We start from the raw sequence: 17,192 nt of genomic DNA, 5'->3' as shown, positions 1-17,192 counted from the left end.
ATCCAAAAATAAATATAGATATTATTATTACCAACTTGAAATGATGAATGGTTGATTATCTCCTTAATCCGGGAATAACTCCTCCGATTCCCCCACCAGGAGTCTGAGTAATATTCAACGGCATTCCACCGGTTTGATTTATGACAATCGAATTACCGGGACCAAATGATCCACTCACATCCACATTGGCCACATTATCTTGTCCCACTTGGTTAATTAAGACTGGCTGAATTCCAAAACCGAAAGAAGTATTTAACTTAACATCGATTGAATTATCTCGGCCAACCTGATTGTAAAGGGCAACCGTACCGCCTAAACCATTGTAACTAATATCACTGGAGATTTCATTTCGTCTCCCCATCTGATTGGAAGCTTGTACTACATTAATTCCTGAAGAATTAAGTGAAGCCATATTCCGATTCCCCATTTGATTGACCAGGGTAACGAGGCCTGAACCCTCTTGACCAATTTGGGTCTGATTCCGATTGCCCATCTGATTGACTGCGGCCAGATTGAAGGGCAAAAAGGAAAGGAATCCTGGCAGGATGAACTCTGGACTGAGTCCATTTCCTTCCCCAGGGAAGTCATCTATTCCCTGAGCAGGAAAATCCCCTCGTCCCGGAAATCCTGAAATTAAATTAGAAGAAACATTGAAAAATTCACCCAGATTAAATCCTTCGGTTTTAGTCTGTTCAATGTTTACTTGATTTCGGTTTCCCTCCTGATTGGTGAAGGCTCCATTGGTAAAGCCAAGATCAATACTAGAGATTTGACCCATACTTACCAGATCATTTCCTTCTGATAGCCCCTGTCCAAATGCCCAAGAACTACTAAATACTAGTGCAGAAAATAAAATGGATTTTGAAAGTTTAAACATCATTTTTTGGGGTTAATAAAAAGGAACACCTCCCAATAAAAACGATCAGGAGGTGTTAGAGTTTATTTAGTTTTGAGTAATGGTTGTGGTATTTCCATTACCTACCATAGAGAAGGTAGCCGTGTTGTTATTTGATAGTTGCATTACAGAACCTACGTTGCCATTTCCGCTGATTCTAAAACCAAGTGCATCCCAGTTGCCGCCAGAACCTAAAATCAAGTTTCCAGACCCGTCTTGAATGATGGACAATTCGTTATTGTTGCCACCCATAGAACCACTGATTTTGTTATCGTCTCCATCTTGAAGAATGTCAACTTCAGAATTATTGAGTGTAAGCGTATTATCACCAGCTCCCGTTCCTCTGGCATTTACATAAGAAAAGTTATTGTCACCGAATTGATTTACTGTAAAATAATTTCCATTACCTGTAATCTCAGTTCGTTGACCATTGGACATCCCGTCTTGCTCCGAATATACGGTATTTCCTGATCCTGCAATCCACTGAGATCCGTTGTTGTTCATTCCAGACTGACGAATTTCACTAAAGTTATTGTCACCAGCCTGACGGATAGCTGCAGTATTATCACCACCTCCTAATTGGAAAGTTCGAGCAGTATTTCCATTTCCGATTTGATCAATATCCACGGAATGACCGGAGGCAGATTGCTGGCTGAAAGCGGTATTGCCATTCCCGTTTTGGAAAACAGAACCAAGGTTACCGCCATTGAAAGCCTCAATGAAAGCATCATTACTATTTCCGATTTGCTCTACCGAATGTACACTTACGGCAGTACCTCCAGCAAATCCCTGTCTCTGTCTGACAGTAGCATCATTGCTATTCCCTGTTTGAGAAATAGTTCCCTCCGCGAAGTTCGACTGAACATTTCCACCTCCAAAGGCACCCTGCTGAAGAAGGGCTTCGTTGTTATTACCATCTTGGGTGGTGGATCCGGTATTGCTTTGACCGGTTTGCAAAACGGATGAGCTATTTCCGTTACCTGTTGAGCTAGAGGAAGCAGTATTCCCCTGTCCGAAAGACACGCCTGCTGAAAAAGCGAGGGCTCCTAAGATTAAAATAGATTTTTTCATGGTGTTTGAAAATTTGAACGTTAATTAAAAGGTTTGTTTATTGATTGTTAGGTCAATCCATAGCTAGTCAAAAAAAAGTATTTCGTTGTAAATATCGATTTCACTATCATTTTAAATTGTTTCGAATACTTTTTTTTGTATTTGATACAAACTTAAAGGGAATAAGAAGGGAGTACAATGGGTAATTTTCGCCAATCAAGGAAGTAAGAAATGAGTATTTTTACTCACTTTTAAAAAATTTGCTGTTTAAAATAGGATAAAAGCTGGAAAAGTTCGATTTAATTAGCTTTTTCCATTTTGTTCAAATGCAATTCGCATGCTTAGTTAAATAATAGACCCAAATCTCCAAAAGAAGCTTTTGAATTCTGGATCAGGGTAAGCTGCTCAGGGTTTATCTTATGAAAAAACTGCTTGAAAATAAAAGAGCTCTCCACAAAGGCTTTGACAGGTTTAAGCGAACTCTCCTCGTCCTGGTTTTGCGGTAAAAAGCCGTACTTGACCAACATTCCTCGCTCAAAAATACAAATTGCTTTTTCCCCCGGGCTTCGCCCAGGAAGTTCAAGTTGAATTAAGCCTTTGCTTTCCTTAATCTTTTGAATAAATAATTCAGCGCGTTGATTATAGCTCTCCACCTGCTCCTTTTGCTCACAAGCACCAAGGCAAGTTTCATCGTTTACTACCGAACAATTAACTTTTCGTATCCCAGACAGCTTGGGGCAGAGTTGATAATTTTGCTGCCCTTCTTTCAAAAATGACAGTGCCTCCTCTCTATTGAAAAAGGTTTCTATAGGCTGGAGGGACGCGGTAACTTTTGCGATCTGAAACCGCTGATAGCCCAACCCATCCCGGTAAGCAAAAATCCCCCACAAACTGCGGGGAAGTTTCATTGCCGCATTGTATTTGGGCCATAGCCGCTTAATTTCCACCGCCTCCATAAGCAAAGCCATCAGCTCAGAACCAGACAATTCCCAGCGGAGATCATAAACTTCGGATTTAAGCTGACTCTTTATGTGCGGGAGTGCCTGCCCGGTAAAATGGCCTTTAAATCTTTCTTTGATGTTATTTGCCTTTCCCACATAAATGACTTTCCCTCGATGGTCAAGCATATAATACACTCCTGTTTTTTCGGGTAATTCCCTGAACCGATGAATTGGAAAATTGGGCGGCAAAAACGTAAAGCCCGTATTCTTTTTTAAGGACTCGAAAATCCAGATTGCATTTTCTTGAATCATTTGATCAAAAAGTAAAGCCGTGGCTTTAGCATCTCCCATAGCCCTGTGCCTTGCCAAAATAGGAATTCCCCGTTGTTCACAGATTCGGCCCAAGCTGTAAGATCGCATTCCTGGAAAAATCTTACGGGCAAGCCTTACGGTACATAGTTTAGGACTTATCAATTTCTTACCCAGTCTGGAAAAAGCTTCCGAGACAAACCCAAAGTCAAAATTAACCTGGTGGGCGACAAATACGCGGGATTCAAGCAACTCCCATAGCTCATCGGCGATATCTTCAAACCGGGGAGCATAACGCACCATTTGATTATCTATACCTGTCAATCCGGTAATGTAAGTTGGAATGCCTTGCTCGGGATTGACTAAGGTCTGAAATTCATGGACGATTTGATGACCATCGTGAATAACCACAGCAATTTCTGTTATCCCCCCCAACTTTGCATTTCCTCCGGTAGTCTCAATATCGACAATGGCAAATTCCATAGTCAAAAGTAAGGAATGGAATTCAGTCCTGGAGCAAGTCGACAATAATTGTCAGATATGATGGCATGGCGGGGGGTAAGCCTAGGTGTGGGTGATCCTATTCTTGAATGGGATATGCAAAAACGAAGAACAAAAAAGACCTAGGACCACCCTGATCCTCGAATGAATCAAAGAAAAGCGAATGATCTTCTACCTTGCAGTGGATCGATTTGTAATAAGCGGTTTAAGGATAAAAAGAATAATGGGATTTGGAAAAAAGCTGGCCACGGCTTAGCCGTTTGAGGTTCTGCATGGACTTTTTGGTTTATCCAACAGAATTGGATTTAGCACATGTGGAATTAAGCACTATCCCTTCCCCGGTGAAAGTCATGGGTAGTAGTTTCCTTCAGAAAAAGATCACAATACCCATAGGGTTGCTACATCCTTAAAACAGAAATCACCTTGGCTGTTTTGCATAAGCAGCAATCAATCGCTCGGCACAGCGTTCCCCATCCATCGCCGCTGAAACTATTCCTCCCGCATAACCGGCTCCTTCCCCACAGGGGTAAAGTCGTTTGATCTGCGGATGCTCAAAACTTTCCCGATCCCTAGGAATCCGGACTGGGGACGAGGTTCTGCTTTCCACTCCTATTAACTGAGCCTCATTGGTAAAATACCCCTTCATTTTTTGACCAAATGCACGAAAAGCCAATCTCATGCGCTCTGCGATAAAATCAGGAAGCACTTCGTTCATATCAACCGAGTGAAGCCCAGGTTGGTAGGAAGTATCCAGTAAGCTTGTACTCACTTTTTTATTGGCAAAATCAACCATAAGCTGTGCAGGGGCAACCTGGGTTTTCCCTCCTGCTTCCCATGCGAGCTTTTCTACGGAGGCCTGAAAATACATCGCCGCAAGGGGTCCGTATTTCTGATAATTAGGTAAATCCTCCAACTCCACCGAAACAACCATTCCAGAATTTGCAAACCGGCTATCTCTTCTGCTAGGACTCATCCCATTGACAACCAACTCCCCAGGTGCGGTAGCAGCTGGAACAATAAAACCTCCGGGACACATACAAAAACTAAACACTCCTCTTCGCCTTCCTTTCAGCTCTGTCTGGTGAACTAACGAATAGGAAGATGCAGGTAAATACGGCCCACGATCAAGTTCACAGTGATACTGGATTCGATCAATGAGTTGTTGTGAATGCTCTATACGCACGCCCAATGCAAATGGCTTTGCCTCAATGAGGACATTTCGCCTAGTTAACAATTCAAAGATATCCCTGGCCGAGTGACCAGTAGCTAAAATCACACCCAACCCGGTAATATTTTCTCCATCTTGAGTCACTACTCCTTTGATTTCATTCCCCTGCAGAATGAAATCCTCCACGCGAGTATTAAATAATATCTCCCCTCCATGAGATAAAATACGTTCTCTAAGCTCAGCAACCAACACGGGCAGCTTATTGGTACCTATATGGGGATGAGCATCTACCAAAATTTCCTCAGTAGCTCCATGTGCTACCAGGATTTCCATAATTCGCCGGATATCTCCTCTTTTTTTTGAGCGGGTATAGAGCTTTCCATCCGAGTAGGTTCCTGCCCCACCCTCACCAAAACAATAATTCGAATCTGGGTTAACCACATGCTCCTTGTTGATTGCTGCAAGGTCTCTTCGTCTAGCACGCACATCCTTTCCTCGTTCAATAAGAATGGGTTTTATTCCTAATTCAATTGCCCGAAGAGCAGCAAACAAACCTGCAGGACCCGCACCTACAATAACCAGAGGATCTGAATGATTCACATCCTTGTATTCAGAATGGATTTCTAAAAGTGTTCCCGGCTGTTCATTAATAAAAAGTTCTGCCTCTACATTCACTTTTACTTTTCTGCCTCTCGCATCAATGGATCGTCTAGTCTGGCGAGCAAAGGTATGAGGAGCATCCGATTCTAGTCCCACTTGCTTTAGGAGAATGCTTTTAAAAACCTCCGGCTGATATGCCTGCTCAGGGGAAAGCTGTAGTTTAAATTCTTTTTTCATGGTAAGGTAGTTATCCTTAAATCAGTGCAAAGATAATGAAAAATATCGGTGACAAATGCAGATAGTACCCCTGCAAACAGAGCCAGTCAGTACGGAAAAAAAGGCAAATAAGTAAATTTGACACAGCGTTTGAATACCCTTAATCAGGGTTAATTCAAAGGAATTTCACCAAAGCCAAAAAAGAACTGTCTAGATTCAACTAAAGAACAGATTTTTAGGACTTGATTAAGGAGAGCTACTTAGTTAAATCTTAAAAATGAGATCAATTTAAACGATCGAGGACTTCGAATCGGGAAGAATTTGAGATAAACTCAGGCACAATTACTTTGAGGTGAGATACCAATTCATTCTCTGAATTTTTATGAATCAAATCTTGAAACAATTCAATTTGCCCGTCGATCTTATGATAGGAAGCTGGCAAAACCTGGGCAATCTTAATTTTGGGATGATGGGTGATTTTGACGGTTTCAAAGTCATTTAGCAACTCTTCATACAACTTTTCTCCTTCTCGAAGCCCTGAAAAAGTGATTTTGATGTCATCATCGATTTTTTTACCGGAAAGCTGAATCATCTTTTTGGCCAAATCCAAAATCTTAATTGGCTCGCCCATATCAAAAACATAAATTTCTCCTCCATTACCCATGATTCCAGCCTCCAATACTAACTGACAAGCTTCAGGGATCGTCATGAAGAATCGGGTAATTTCAGGATGAGTTACCGTAATGGGTCCACCATGCAAAATCTGCCGTTTAAAAAGGGGGATTACCGATCCATTGGAACCCAAAACATTACCAAAGCGAGTCGTGATAAACTTTGTGTGGTATTTCTTATGATTTTGCTCCAAATATTCATTGAGTGCCTGAACGTACATTTCTGCAGCTCGTTTACTAGCCCCCATGACATTAGTCGGATTGACAGCCTTATCGGTTGAAACAAAAACGAAACGATCCACCTGCGCCAGAACAGAAAGGTCAGCCAAGATTTTGGTGCCGATTACATTCGCATGAATAGCCTCTTCTGGATAATTTTCCATCATGGGCACATGTTTATAAGCAGCCGCATGAAAAACAACTTGAGGTTTAAATATCCTAAAAACCTCTTTCATTTTCTTTTTATTCCTGACATCACCCAGAATAATTTTTATCGGACAGTTGATGTAATTTTCCTTGAATTCATGCTCAATATCATAAAGGGCAGATTCGGCAATATCGACCATGATCAATAATTTGGGACTGTAGTGGGTGATCTGTCTACAAATTTCACTACCGATTGATCCGGCAGCCCCGGTGACCAAAATAATTTTACCCATCAAATCTTCCTTGATTCTGGGGTTATCCAATTTAATTTGCTCCCGACTCAGAAGATCTTCAATCTTCACCTCCCGAATAGCGCCAGCCGTCAACCCTCCATTGATCCATTGATCCACGGGAGGAACAATGGAAACAGACACTTTCAGCCGAAGACACTCATCAATGATTTCGTTTTTTCGCTTGACAGAAAGGTCCCTTACCGCAATAATCAATTCAGTAACTCCAAAAAGTTCAACCACCTTTTCCAAGGACTCAATCCCCTTGTAAATTCGTTTTCCCGCAATATTTTTCCCTTCCTTCTTGGGGTCATCATCCAGAAATGCAATGGTATTAAATAGGCTTTTACTATCTTGTTTAATGGCTTCTTGGGCAATAATCCCTGCCTCACCTGCGCCGAAAATTACACCGTTTTTCATCTCTCGGTGCATGATCCCGTTCTTTAAATAGGCAAACATTTCTTTGACCAAAAGACGGTAAAAAATCAACATGAAGAGCGAGGATAAACTGGCTACAATCAGAACAGAAGTTGGAAGCAGAAACCGATCATTGAGAAAATTGCCATGAAAAAAATTCAGAAATAGAAATAATATAAAGTTGATCAATACCGTTTTAAAAATGTTGGAACCATCTTTAAATCCTGTATGTCGAACGATCCCTTCGTAACTACGGGTGTTTTGCATGACCAAAAGACCACCCACCATAAAGGTAAAACTTCCAGCAACGGCATCATTCTGCTCGATCAATGCAAGCTCAAAATTGAAGCGGACCAAATAGCCAAATAATGCGCATTGGAAAAGAATCAGGGAATCGAGAGTGGCTATGATCCACCGGGGGAGGATTTTTAACCGAGACAAAAAATTCATAGTAGAGATTTTATCAAATGGTAAGATTTTTAATTGACATCAACCATAACCAGTCCAATAGTTTGGCAAAACTACGTAGAATGCAAACTATGACCAAAGAAACTTAATCAATATTTTTCAAATTCCAATATTACTTTGCAATTAAATAAGTTTAGGACGATGTTTCTACTGATTTACGTAGTAAAATTTACGTTTGGATTGAGGAATATCCCTATAATCTTTGAAAGGAAGAAAATAAAACGAGCTAGTGAGATGAACTATGGGAAATTTAAAATTAGAATTCCCATCCAATTTGAACGTACGGTACAATGACCTATCGCGTGTTCATTAATGAGGGAGGATTTCAAGAATCAATTCTACTTCGATGACTTATTGCCAGTAAATTTCCCCATACTCACATGGCCTTGTTGAGAAACTCCTTTCCCCCCTATCACATTAAAAAAAGTCCTCAATAAAATTTTTAAGTCAAGAAAAAAATTATAATGCTGCACATACCATAAATCATAAGCAAACTTTTCCTCCCAACTGATCGTGTTTCTTCCGTTGATCTGCGCCCAACCTGTTACCCCGGGTTTGATCAAATGTCTTTTAAATTGATCTTCCGAGTAGAGCCCAAGATACTCTACCAAAAGGGGTCTAGGACCGATCAAGCTCATATCTCCTTTGATTACATTAAGGAGCTGGGGGATTTCATCCAGTGAAAATTTCCGGATTATGCCACCCAAGGTCGTTAACCGATCTCGATCGGGAAGTAAAGCCCCAGAGGTATCCCTGCGGTCATTCATGGTTTTAAACTTTAGAATATTAAAAATCACTCCCCCTTTTCCGGGTCTTTCCTGCGCAAAGATTGGCTTTCCTTTAAAATGAATAGTCAAACCAGTGTAAAGGATGAGAAACAAGGGAGAAAGTAGGGTAAATAAAAAAATGGATAAGAATAAATCCATCCATCGTTTTCCATACTTGCGATACCAGGAGTTACTTGAATGACTTGGCAAGTTCATCCTGAATTAATTCTACGATTCGGGATTGATCTTCGAAAGTCAAATCCGAAGAACTCGGCAAACAAATACCCGAATGAAAAAGAGATTTTGCGATAGTCCCTCCAAAAAACTGGATGCCTTTATACACTGGCTGCAAATGAAGCGGTTTCCATAAAAAACGGGTTTCTATTCCATTTTTCATCAATTTAATTCGAAGTTGATCATTGGAAAACCCCGTAATTTTTTCATCAATCAGAATTGTTGTCAGCCAGTAATTGGAGGAAGAAAGATCCGAATCATTCTGAAACCTAATCCCAGGCATCGTATTGAGCAATTCCCGATAATTCCGGTTTATTTCTCTCCTTCTTTTGACCGCAAGATCCAATTGCTCCAGTTGAGCTACCCCTACAGCGGCAGAAAGGTTATTCATCCGGTAATTATATCCGATTTCCAAATGCTGATAGTAAGGGAGATCTTCCCGAGCCTGCATGGATAGGTATTCCGCCTTTTGTAAAAGAGAAGCATTATTGGAAATCAAGGCACCTCCACCCCCTGCGGTAATAATTTTATTCCCGTTAAATGAGAAAACTCCCAACTCTCCAAAGGTTCCACAATGACGGTTCGCGTATTTACTTCCTACCGCCTCTGCGGCATCCTCCAAAATGGGAATCTGATACTTAGAGGCCACTTCAATGATTTCATTCATTTTAGCGGGCATCCCAAACAAATGTACAATGACAATAGCTTTTGGCTTCTTACCACAGGCTATCCGATTCAAAATAGCATCTTCAAGCAATTCTGGACACATATTCCACGTATCGATTTCACTGTCTACAAAAATGGGAGTGGCTCCCAGATAAATGATCGGATTAGCAGAAGCACAAAAAGTAAACGATTGACAGATTACCTCATCTCCGTGGGAAACTCCTAATAAGACCATACCCAAATGCAATGCAGAAGTACCAGAATTGAGCGCAACCGCCTGATGGGTTTTGGTTAAAGCCCCAAGCTTATATTCAAACTGACCAATAAAGGAACCATGTGTGGCTATGTTCCCCGACTCAATAGCCTGCTGGATATAAGTTGATTCATTTCCAGCAAAAATTGGAGCCGATAATTTTATTTGATAGGCCATTAATGATAGGATACCATGTTGAGCGATCTAAACATACACACAATCAATCAAAAACCCAACCAATTGAATTTTAAGGAGTAAAAAAATTGTATTTATCTAAGCTTTAAGAAAAAAGTAAGGCTTCAAGTTGATCCAATGGAATAGGTACCCTTGGTTTTCTTTACAAAAAAACCGAGGCTAATCCAATTTTTAAGCGAGCGATTGGGGCTTGGGCAAGTTCCTCCTTAGAAAAGAAGTAAGAGAAATACTAGCTATTCAACAAGGCAATTTTTTGAACTGAAAATTCAAAGATTTCTTGGTTTTGGCAAGATGCTTAAGTCTTATGCTCCACGAAAATTTGAAAACACGAAATATGCCCTTCTCTCGTAGTTTCTTTCTTTAGAATAGTAACCCGGGACTAATTCAAATTGATTTTTGAAGATTTTAATTTTTCGGTGTCTAGGGAAAGAGGCTTGTGTTTTTTGGGTACTCTAGTTCTAAGTTCCAAAACTCTCGGTTGTTTATGCACTTTCCGTTTCACATACTTGACAGTAACCTTATCCAACCAGTAGCCCAGAAATAAAGCTACCGCAGAAATAACTGGGAGTGCAAAATGATCAGAAATATCCTCCATTAAAAAGATCAAAAGGATAAAAGAAAATTGTATCGTTCCAAGAAGGATGGCCACTTGATTGTGTTTTAATCCCATTCTCATTAGAAAATGATGAACATGGCTTTTATCAGGCGTCATTGGCCCCTTTCCCTGAGAAAGTCTTCGGGCAAACACACGCGCCATATCATATAGAGGATAAAGCATCAAAACAATCCCGGAGGTGAAAACAGGTTCAAACTGAAGAAAACTATCCTTAGGCAGGCCAGCATTATACTCCATAAAAGCTATAATTAAAGCACCTTGGGTAAATCCGAGCAATAGTGAACCCGTATCTCCCATAAATATCTTAGCTGGATGCCAATTAAACATCAAAAAAGCTAAAATTCCACCCAAAAAGGTAAAGGAGAGGACGGCATAGCTTTCCAACCCTTGTATCAAAAACCAAGTCCCTAAAAATCCAAAAACCAACATGGACATGGTTCCTGCCAACCCATCCAATCCATCGATTAGATTGAAGGCATTGGTCAGGGCTAAGAGAACAAAGGCAGAAAACCCGTAAGAAATCAAAAGTGGAAGTTCTTCAAACCCCAAGAAACCATGTAAATTTTTAATTCTAATATCAGAGGCAACAACAACCAGGAGGACGGCTATTAATTGACCGACAATTTTCTGAGAAGCTTTCATCTCTATCAAGTCATCTCTGAGACCTACAATAAACATGATGACTATCGCCCCAAGTAGATATCGAATATCAGGTAGAGGAAATTGCCAAGCCCAGATCGACATGGCTACCAGGGAAGCTATAAAGAATCCGACTCCACCCATGGAAGGAATAAACGAAGTGTGTATTTTTCGCCCCCCCGGAGTATCTCCAATTTTAGCTTTTCGGAGTATTTTAATCAGGATTGGCATGCTGATCATTCCAACGGAAAAAGCGGTAAGCGCTGCAAGGAAAAAAAACATAATAAAAGCGGTTTAGCGATTTAAATTTATTTAAAAAACATCACAAATGCCTTGCCATTAACAATTAAATAACTGACTGATCTATTGATTGAAAATTTTAATATTACTGATCAATGAACAAAACACTTTTTTATACTGACAAAGCACAAATATCAATTCATTTGTGTCAATCCCCTCTTTAATTTGGACAGATCATTTTTTTTAAATAAAAATTCTTTAAAACTTAGTATTCTTCATAATCTAAAGGGAAACATTTAAACTTCCTACTTAAAGCCATTTATGAGTTCAATTCGAGGATTAATATGGGGTTGACTGTTCAATACAGGAAATGCTTCCCCCCTACTCAAGCTTGGCTTCTACCTTGCTTAAAATTACCCTAACCAGCAAATGAATTACACTCCAAATATCTTTATGCCTTGAATATCCCCGGGATCGCTGGGCAAAATTTCAACTTCAACTTTCCGCTGAATCTTCTCATAAGTTTTATTGCGAATAAAATCCAGGTATTCAACGTCCAAATTTTGTCCAATCAGAACCATTTGAACCGTTCCTGAATCAATTCCCATGGCATAATCCCCTACAATGTAGGCAGTCTGAACTGCCCCCATCCGTTTGACGATTTTCTCCATCAGTTCGTCCAATCCAAGAAATTTAGAAACCATATTTGAGATCTCAGTAAAAAAAGGATGGGATTGGTTAGCCATGTAGACTTTGGTTTTCCCGTCTTCCTCAGACAGCAAAAGTCCCGCTTCAGTCAGTCTGTTAAGTTCAATGCGAACCGAATTGGTAGATTCATCAAATTCCTTTGCCAGCGCTCGTAGATATCCTGAATTCCGATGCGAAAAAAACTTTAAGAGGAGTTTGATGCGGGTTTTGGAAGTAACAAGAGTCTCTAACACCTGTAAAAGTTTTTTAGAAAATGAAAGTGATCCCTTTCATAATGGATTGAGTAATAAATTTACTCGGTTTGTTGAAAAACCTGCATAGGATAAGAAGAAAAATAAACAAAAGCCCTAAAGTCTCTTTTGTTAAAGTAGAGCAATATCCCTTTTTTTGTTATCAAAATCTTATTTCTGATCAGGTAAAAGCCTTAAAAACACACCGGACAGTTTTGGGTTTTGTGCTTTTCTGGATACTTATTGTTTTAAAATGAGAAAATAGAAAAATTTATATAATTATATATTTTATAAGAAAATTTAAATAATGTGGAAAACTTTTCATGCTAAACCATAAAAAATACCCAGTACTGGGTATTTTTTTTTAACCTTCCTCTGCTACCTTTGATACGGGTGATTAAGCAACTTTTCTCATCGTTTTTCTAAAACCAAATAAGGAAGCTTTTCTTCAAATTTTTTGAACCTTATTACCTTGGTTTAAAAGCCAAAAAGGGCCTCAGGAGAAAATCTCTGGGGCCCTTCTTAGTTCGATTGAGGTTGAAGACTAAACTTGTTACTATTTCTTTGAAAATCACCTGACTATTGCTGTATGGAAGCTTAATGAAATCCTTAAACCCAAACTATCCATCTGAACTGCAATACTTAGGTAAGGATGAAGTGTTTCTCCATCTATTCCTTTATAAATCTAGGCTGTAAGCGCCTTTAAACCCTTAACCAGCCCCCTACTTGCTAGACCACAATTAGTAGCCCTTTTGATAGTAACCCACTGACTTTCAATAAACTTTAATACGCATCAATCACTATTTTGGATCCGAAGTACTAACCCTTTAACTCGGAGAGTAACCAACCGAATTCAGGCTATTTCAAACTGATCAAACCATAAAGCAATTAGTAAAACCGCACTTGGCATTCGGGATTAATTTCCCTAAACCGATCCACTGCTCTACTGCTAAGCCGAGTATTGAAACAGGTTAACTTTTTTAAATTATCCAGTCCCTCAATTGGCCTCAACGAACGTAAATTCGTGCTGGCCACATCTAGCTCCTCCAAAAAAGTCAGGGTCTCCAACCCTCTTAAAACCCGTAAGTTAGTGCCGGATATATTTAGGTATTTCAGTTCCACCAGGTTTGACAAGGCAGTCAAATCCTCTAGTCCGGTATTGGAAATATCTAATCGTTCCAAATTAAATAAAGCACTTAAAGGCAAAAAGTCAGTAATCGGGGCTTGGGCAAGCCTGAGCTCACTGAGATGAACCATTTCTGAGATTGCACCAATATTGTATATTGGGGAATCAAAAATGGAAAGCTTTCTTAAATTAACAAAAGCCGTAATTGGGCTAAGATCCTCCACATTGACCCGCTCAAAATTCAATTCCGATTTGGCCGTCAGATTGTGTAATTGCTCAGTGGATGGGTTCTCTGTCAAACTAAACTGTCGTCTTAGCAGCTCCTTCCAGTCAGAGCTTATTTCTTCCCACCAGGTTTCCAGCTCTTCTACTCGATAAACCAGGGTCAACTCTGGTTTTTTAATCAAAAGATCTGGTACCTCGTCTTCGAAAAAGTTGGCCCCATTGACATTCAAATAGGTAAGATTAGGAAGGTCAATTACCGGCAAAATACTTTCCACAGGACTATTACTCATGTGAAGCTCACGCAGGGAATCATTTCCTCGAATGGGATTCAAATCCCTGACCTGAGTCTTATTTCCGTTGATTTCAACCAAGGTTTTCACCTCTGAGAGTGGGAGGAGATCAGAAACCGGATTGTTTGAGAAATTTAATCTCTCAAGCTTAACAAAGCGGGTAAGCGGGGTTAAGTTAGTTATACCAGAATTACTTAGGTCTAAGGATTCCAACCCAATAGTTTCAGTAAGAATTTCAACATTAGGCGTATTGGAAACAATCGCCGGGTTAGCTTTCTTCAAGGCTGCTTTCCACTCCTCTGACAAGCCAGACCACCATGACTCGAGATCTTTTACGTGGTGAATCAACAAAACTTTGGGGTTGGTTCGGCTAAATTCATCGGCAGCATAGACTGACAACCTGGTCTCATCTGCCAGAACCTTGACAAGTGAATTCTTGCTATTGAGCACCGAAATATCAGAAATCTCGGTTCGTGTCAAATCCAATTCCTCCAATTGATTCAAATTCGCCAAAGGACTGAGATCCTGTATATTGGTTTCGGACAGGTTTAGTTTTTTAAGGGATTGGAGGGAGGCAAGATGATCAAAATTAACAATGTAATTTCTACTCAAATCCAACTCTTCCAACTGAGTTAATTTTTGAATATTCTCAGCATTGTTGAATCCACTTTCAGAAAGATTCAGCTTTTTCAAGCTTTCGAATTCATTCAGCACCACAAAATTCAAGATGGGAGTCTTCTCCCCCTGAAGAGTTTCTAATTTTTTGAGATTTTCCAAATCTGAAATATCCTCGATTTGAGTATGAGAAATGTTCAGGTGTTTCAATCGATCCGAATATTTGATAAACTGAATATCTTGTGTCGGTGTGTGAGACACATCCAGGTATTCCAAAAAAGTCACGTTGGAGATTGGTCCCAGCTCAGTAATATTGGTTCTGCTCAGGTCCACGTACTTGAGGTCTCTTAAGGCTTCCAATGGACTAAGGTCAAGCAAAGAATCTGTCCCTGAGATATCAAGTGAATCCAGGGATACAAATTTGTAAAGAAGGTCCAAATCAATTGAATCCATCGGATTCAACTCAAATCGTTCTTGAAAATAGGCTTTCCAATGCGGGCCTAGAATTTCCCACCATTCCAAAAGCTCCTCATCCCTGCTGAGTTTGGTGGTGTAAATGCTGACTATTTTCAGCTCTTGACTGGAATCATTGAGATTCACTTCTACAAATCGTGGCTTGGTATTGGTTAATTTCTTTCCGTCTTTACCGACAGATTCAATTGTCCGGTCGAGTGAAACCAAAAAATAAATATCACCATTGTCCTTTTGTGCTGGCTTTACTTCTCTGATTTTGTATTCAAATCTAGCCTCTTCAAAGAAGAACTCAATGTCTTTCAAATAAGCCGTTACATTTTTATTGGTAACGACTTTACGGTCGAAAAGTAAATCATCCTCGACTTGTACTTCCGCATCCCGAAAAATCTTTAGGTAGCTCTCTCGGATGATGACATCCTTGTCTCTGGCAGGGGTATCGGATGCACCGATGGTATTAAAGAGGTATTCGAGAAAACGAATCTGATCTTCCACTTTCGAGGAAAAATCCGCGATTTCTTCATCGCTGTAGCCTTTGATGGTTTGAGCGAAAGAAGAATTCCCTCCTAGCCCTAGGAGAATAAAAGCCAGAAAAAAAAACTTATTTTTGATCATAAATATACTGTTGTATCGATTCCTTATCCCCTGGGTTAAGTTTAACCAAACTAGATATCAACCAGCCGGTGTTGAAACCCGGTCTATTGAATTGACTGACCTCGAAATACCAACCTTCTATTTGAAAGAAATGGAATTTCACATCTGTCACCGTGACGAATCGGATATTGTTTTGTTTCATCTCATACAAAAACAGTGTCAAAAAATCCGGTTCAAAGGAAGATCGTGTAAAAGATTCCGGAAGATCCGAATCTTCAAAGGCTCTTCTGAGATTCATAAAGCCAAGTTCATGGGATAAGGGGTGCAGAAAATCCTTTTCATCACCTTGGGGTTTGTTGAAAAGATTTTTGAAGGGAGGAAAGCTTACCGCATCTATAATCCACTCGTAGCCTAGTCCCTGGGGTTGTAATTTGAAAATGATACTGGCACGTTCTCTTTTTCCCTTAAAGAAAAAATCAGCCTGTACTTCGGAAAACCAACCCTCTTGGTGAAAACGGATATACTGAGGGTAGGTCTTTGACATCACCTGGTCAAGAAATTGATTTTTTAAATCATCAGGAATAGTACTGGTTTCCTTGTCAAAAATCACCTGAAAGAAACCCCTTCTCAAGTCGGGATTTCTATACAAAGAATCGCCTGGATTGTATCGGGTATTTCCATCTACGGATTCCTCGGCGTTGAATCTTCTAAAAAACTGATTGAGTTGTTTGGTAGATGCGGCTAGTCTTCCGTCATCTTTAATTGTCCCCGACGCAGAGCCGAGGCCCTGCGCGGAAACAATGGTACTGATAGCGAACAAAAAGATCGCCGTAAAACTGGTGATTAATCTCATGCGGAGGTTTCAGTCACTCGGACATCGCCTAACAAAACATCCCAGAACTCGATCGTTCTACCGGCAATTTGAGTTTGTTTCTTCTCTACGTAAATGGTAATGTCTTTTTTGGTAGTATCCTTGTAGTTCATCCCGGTCTCGATGGAAGTCCCTTCAAAACGCTGATAGATCGTAATCACGCCTACATATCGTCCGTCAGGTTGTCTTTCCAGATCAGAAATGTATTGAATATCATACCAGGTAATATTTACCCGGTCATAGTTTAGCGCCATCAATCGCTCAAAGTATCGTCGGACTTTATAGTAGGCGATTTCGCTGGTATTAATACTGGATACGCCCATTTCAGCATCTGGAGCAAAAAGCTCTTCTGCCCGATCCATAACCCTATTGGCTTCCGAAAACTGAGTTTCTTTGCTACCGATAATGGCAATGTATTTTGAAAGATCCTTTACTTTTTCAAGAGCCAGGGAATCAATGGCTTGCTTTCTCGCCGGGCTGATATCATCTGACTGTGCAAACACGGTCAACGAAGATGCAAGGAAAAGGCCCAAAAACAGAATAAATGTATTTTTCATTTT

Annotated in this window: 12 protein-coding genes; all 12 read right to left on the bottom strand. The window is 40.1% G+C overall.

The features are described 5' to 3' along the window. Nucleotides 1-55 precede the first annotated feature (55 nt). A complete protein-coding gene (locus Q0L00_RS03875; RefSeq protein ID WP_297335546.1) occupies nucleotides 56-880 on the bottom strand; it encodes a hypothetical protein in 825 nt (274 codons plus the stop codon). A gap of 63 nt (nucleotides 881-943) precedes the next feature. Beyond that, nucleotides 944-1,966, bottom strand: a complete 1,023-nt coding sequence (locus Q0L00_RS03870) for a hypothetical protein (RefSeq protein ID WP_297335545.1) — start codon at nucleotides 1,964-1,966, stop codon at nucleotides 944-946. A gap of 320 nt (nucleotides 1,967-2,286) precedes the next feature. Continuing rightward, on the bottom strand, nucleotides 2,287-3,678 hold the full coding sequence (locus Q0L00_RS03865; protein WP_297335544.1) for an exonuclease domain-containing protein: 1,392 nt from the start codon (nucleotides 3,676-3,678) through the stop codon (nucleotides 2,287-2,289). A 436-nt stretch (nucleotides 3,679-4,114) separates the two neighbouring features. After that, nucleotides 4,115-5,701 (bottom strand): FAD-dependent oxidoreductase, encoded by a 1,587-nt coding sequence (locus Q0L00_RS03860; protein WP_297335543.1) that lies wholly within the window; start codon nucleotides 5,699-5,701, stop codon nucleotides 4,115-4,117. 262 nt (nucleotides 5,702-5,963) lie between these two features. Then, the gene (locus Q0L00_RS03855) at nucleotides 5,964-7,874 is read right to left on the bottom strand and encodes a nucleoside-diphosphate sugar epimerase/dehydratase (RefSeq protein ID WP_297335542.1); all 1,911 of its coding nucleotides are present in this window, start codon (nucleotides 7,872-7,874) and stop codon (nucleotides 5,964-5,966) included. Between the two features lie 356 nt (nucleotides 7,875-8,230). Then, the gene (locus Q0L00_RS03850; RefSeq protein WP_297335541.1) at nucleotides 8,231-8,875 is read right to left on the bottom strand and encodes a sugar transferase; all 645 of its coding nucleotides are present in this window, start codon (nucleotides 8,873-8,875) and stop codon (nucleotides 8,231-8,233) included. Further along, the gene (locus tag Q0L00_RS03845) at nucleotides 8,850-9,989 is read right to left on the bottom strand and encodes a DegT/DnrJ/EryC1/StrS family aminotransferase (RefSeq protein ID WP_297335540.1); all 1,140 of its coding nucleotides are present in this window, start codon (nucleotides 9,987-9,989) and stop codon (nucleotides 8,850-8,852) included. Before Q0L00_RS03845 ends, Q0L00_RS03850 begins: the two co-directional genes overlap by 26 nt. A 397-nt stretch (nucleotides 9,990-10,386) precedes the next feature. Next, complete coding sequence (locus Q0L00_RS03840; protein WP_297335539.1) at nucleotides 10,387-11,544, bottom strand: MraY family glycosyltransferase; 1,158 nt, start codon at nucleotides 11,542-11,544, stop codon at nucleotides 10,387-10,389. Nucleotides 11,545-11,936: 392 nt separating this feature from the next. Beyond that, nucleotides 11,937-12,443: a winged helix-turn-helix domain-containing protein gene (locus Q0L00_RS03835; protein ID WP_297335538.1), complete on the bottom strand. Its 507-nt coding sequence runs from the start codon at nucleotides 12,441-12,443 to the stop codon at nucleotides 11,937-11,939. An 885-nt stretch (nucleotides 12,444-13,328) separates the two neighbouring features. Further along, nucleotides 13,329-15,782 carry a leucine-rich repeat domain-containing protein gene (locus tag Q0L00_RS03830; RefSeq protein ID WP_297335537.1) on the bottom strand — a complete coding sequence of 818 codons (2,454 nt, stop codon included), beginning with the start codon at nucleotides 15,780-15,782 and terminating at the stop codon, nucleotides 13,329-13,331. After that, nucleotides 15,769-16,614 (bottom strand): hypothetical protein, encoded by an 846-nt coding sequence (locus Q0L00_RS03825; protein ID WP_297335536.1) that lies wholly within the window; start codon nucleotides 16,612-16,614, stop codon nucleotides 15,769-15,771. Before Q0L00_RS03825 ends, Q0L00_RS03830 begins: the two co-directional genes overlap by 14 nt. After that, nucleotides 16,611-17,189, bottom strand: a complete 579-nt coding sequence (locus Q0L00_RS03820; RefSeq protein ID WP_297335535.1) for a hypothetical protein — start codon at nucleotides 17,187-17,189, stop codon at nucleotides 16,611-16,613. Before Q0L00_RS03820 ends, Q0L00_RS03825 begins: the two co-directional genes overlap by 4 nt. Nucleotides 17,190-17,192 lie beyond the last annotated feature (3 nt).

The sequence above is a fragment of the Algoriphagus sp. genome (assembly GCF_024305035.1).
In the GTDB taxonomy this organism is placed as follows: domain Bacteria; phylum Bacteroidota; class Bacteroidia; order Cytophagales; family Cyclobacteriaceae; genus Algoriphagus.
This window is presented reverse-complemented; position numbering and strand designations above follow the sequence as displayed.

Excerpts from the sequence above, each read along its gene's own strand:
- Q0L00_RS03855 (WP_297335542.1), bottom strand. The coding sequence starts at position 7,874 with ATGAATTTTTTGTCTCGGTTAAAAATCCTCCCCCGGTGGATCATAGCC.
- Q0L00_RS03840 (WP_297335539.1), bottom strand. The coding sequence starts at position 11,544 with ATGTTTTTTTTCCTTGCAGCGCTTACCGCTTTTTCCGTTGGAATGATC.
- Q0L00_RS03820 (WP_297335535.1), bottom strand. The coding sequence starts at position 17,189 with ATGAAAAATACATTTATTCTGTTTTTGGGCCTTTTCCTTGCATCTTCG.
- Q0L00_RS03845 (WP_297335540.1), bottom strand. The coding sequence starts at position 9,989 with ATGGCCTATCAAATAAAATTATCGGCTCCAATTTTTGCTGGAAATGAA.
- Q0L00_RS03870 (WP_297335545.1), bottom strand. The coding sequence starts at position 1,966 with ATGAAAAAATCTATTTTAATCTTAGGAGCCCTCGCTTTTTCAGCAGGC.
- Q0L00_RS03865 (WP_297335544.1), bottom strand. The coding sequence starts at position 3,678 with ATGGAATTTGCCATTGTCGATATTGAGACTACCGGAGGAAATGCAAAG.
- Q0L00_RS03825 (WP_297335536.1), bottom strand. The coding sequence starts at position 16,614 with ATGAGATTAATCACCAGTTTTACGGCGATCTTTTTGTTCGCTATCAGT.
- Q0L00_RS03875 (WP_297335546.1), bottom strand. The coding sequence starts at position 880 with ATGATGTTTAAACTTTCAAAATCCATTTTATTTTCTGCACTAGTATTT.
- Q0L00_RS03830 (WP_297335537.1), bottom strand. The coding sequence starts at position 15,782 with ATGATCAAAAATAAGTTTTTTTTTCTGGCTTTTATTCTCCTAGGGCTA.
- Q0L00_RS03850 (WP_297335541.1), bottom strand. The coding sequence starts at position 8,875 with ATGAACTTGCCAAGTCATTCAAGTAACTCCTGGTATCGCAAGTATGGA.
- Q0L00_RS03860 (WP_297335543.1), bottom strand. The coding sequence starts at position 5,701 with ATGAAAAAAGAATTTAAACTACAGCTTTCCCCTGAGCAGGCATATCAG.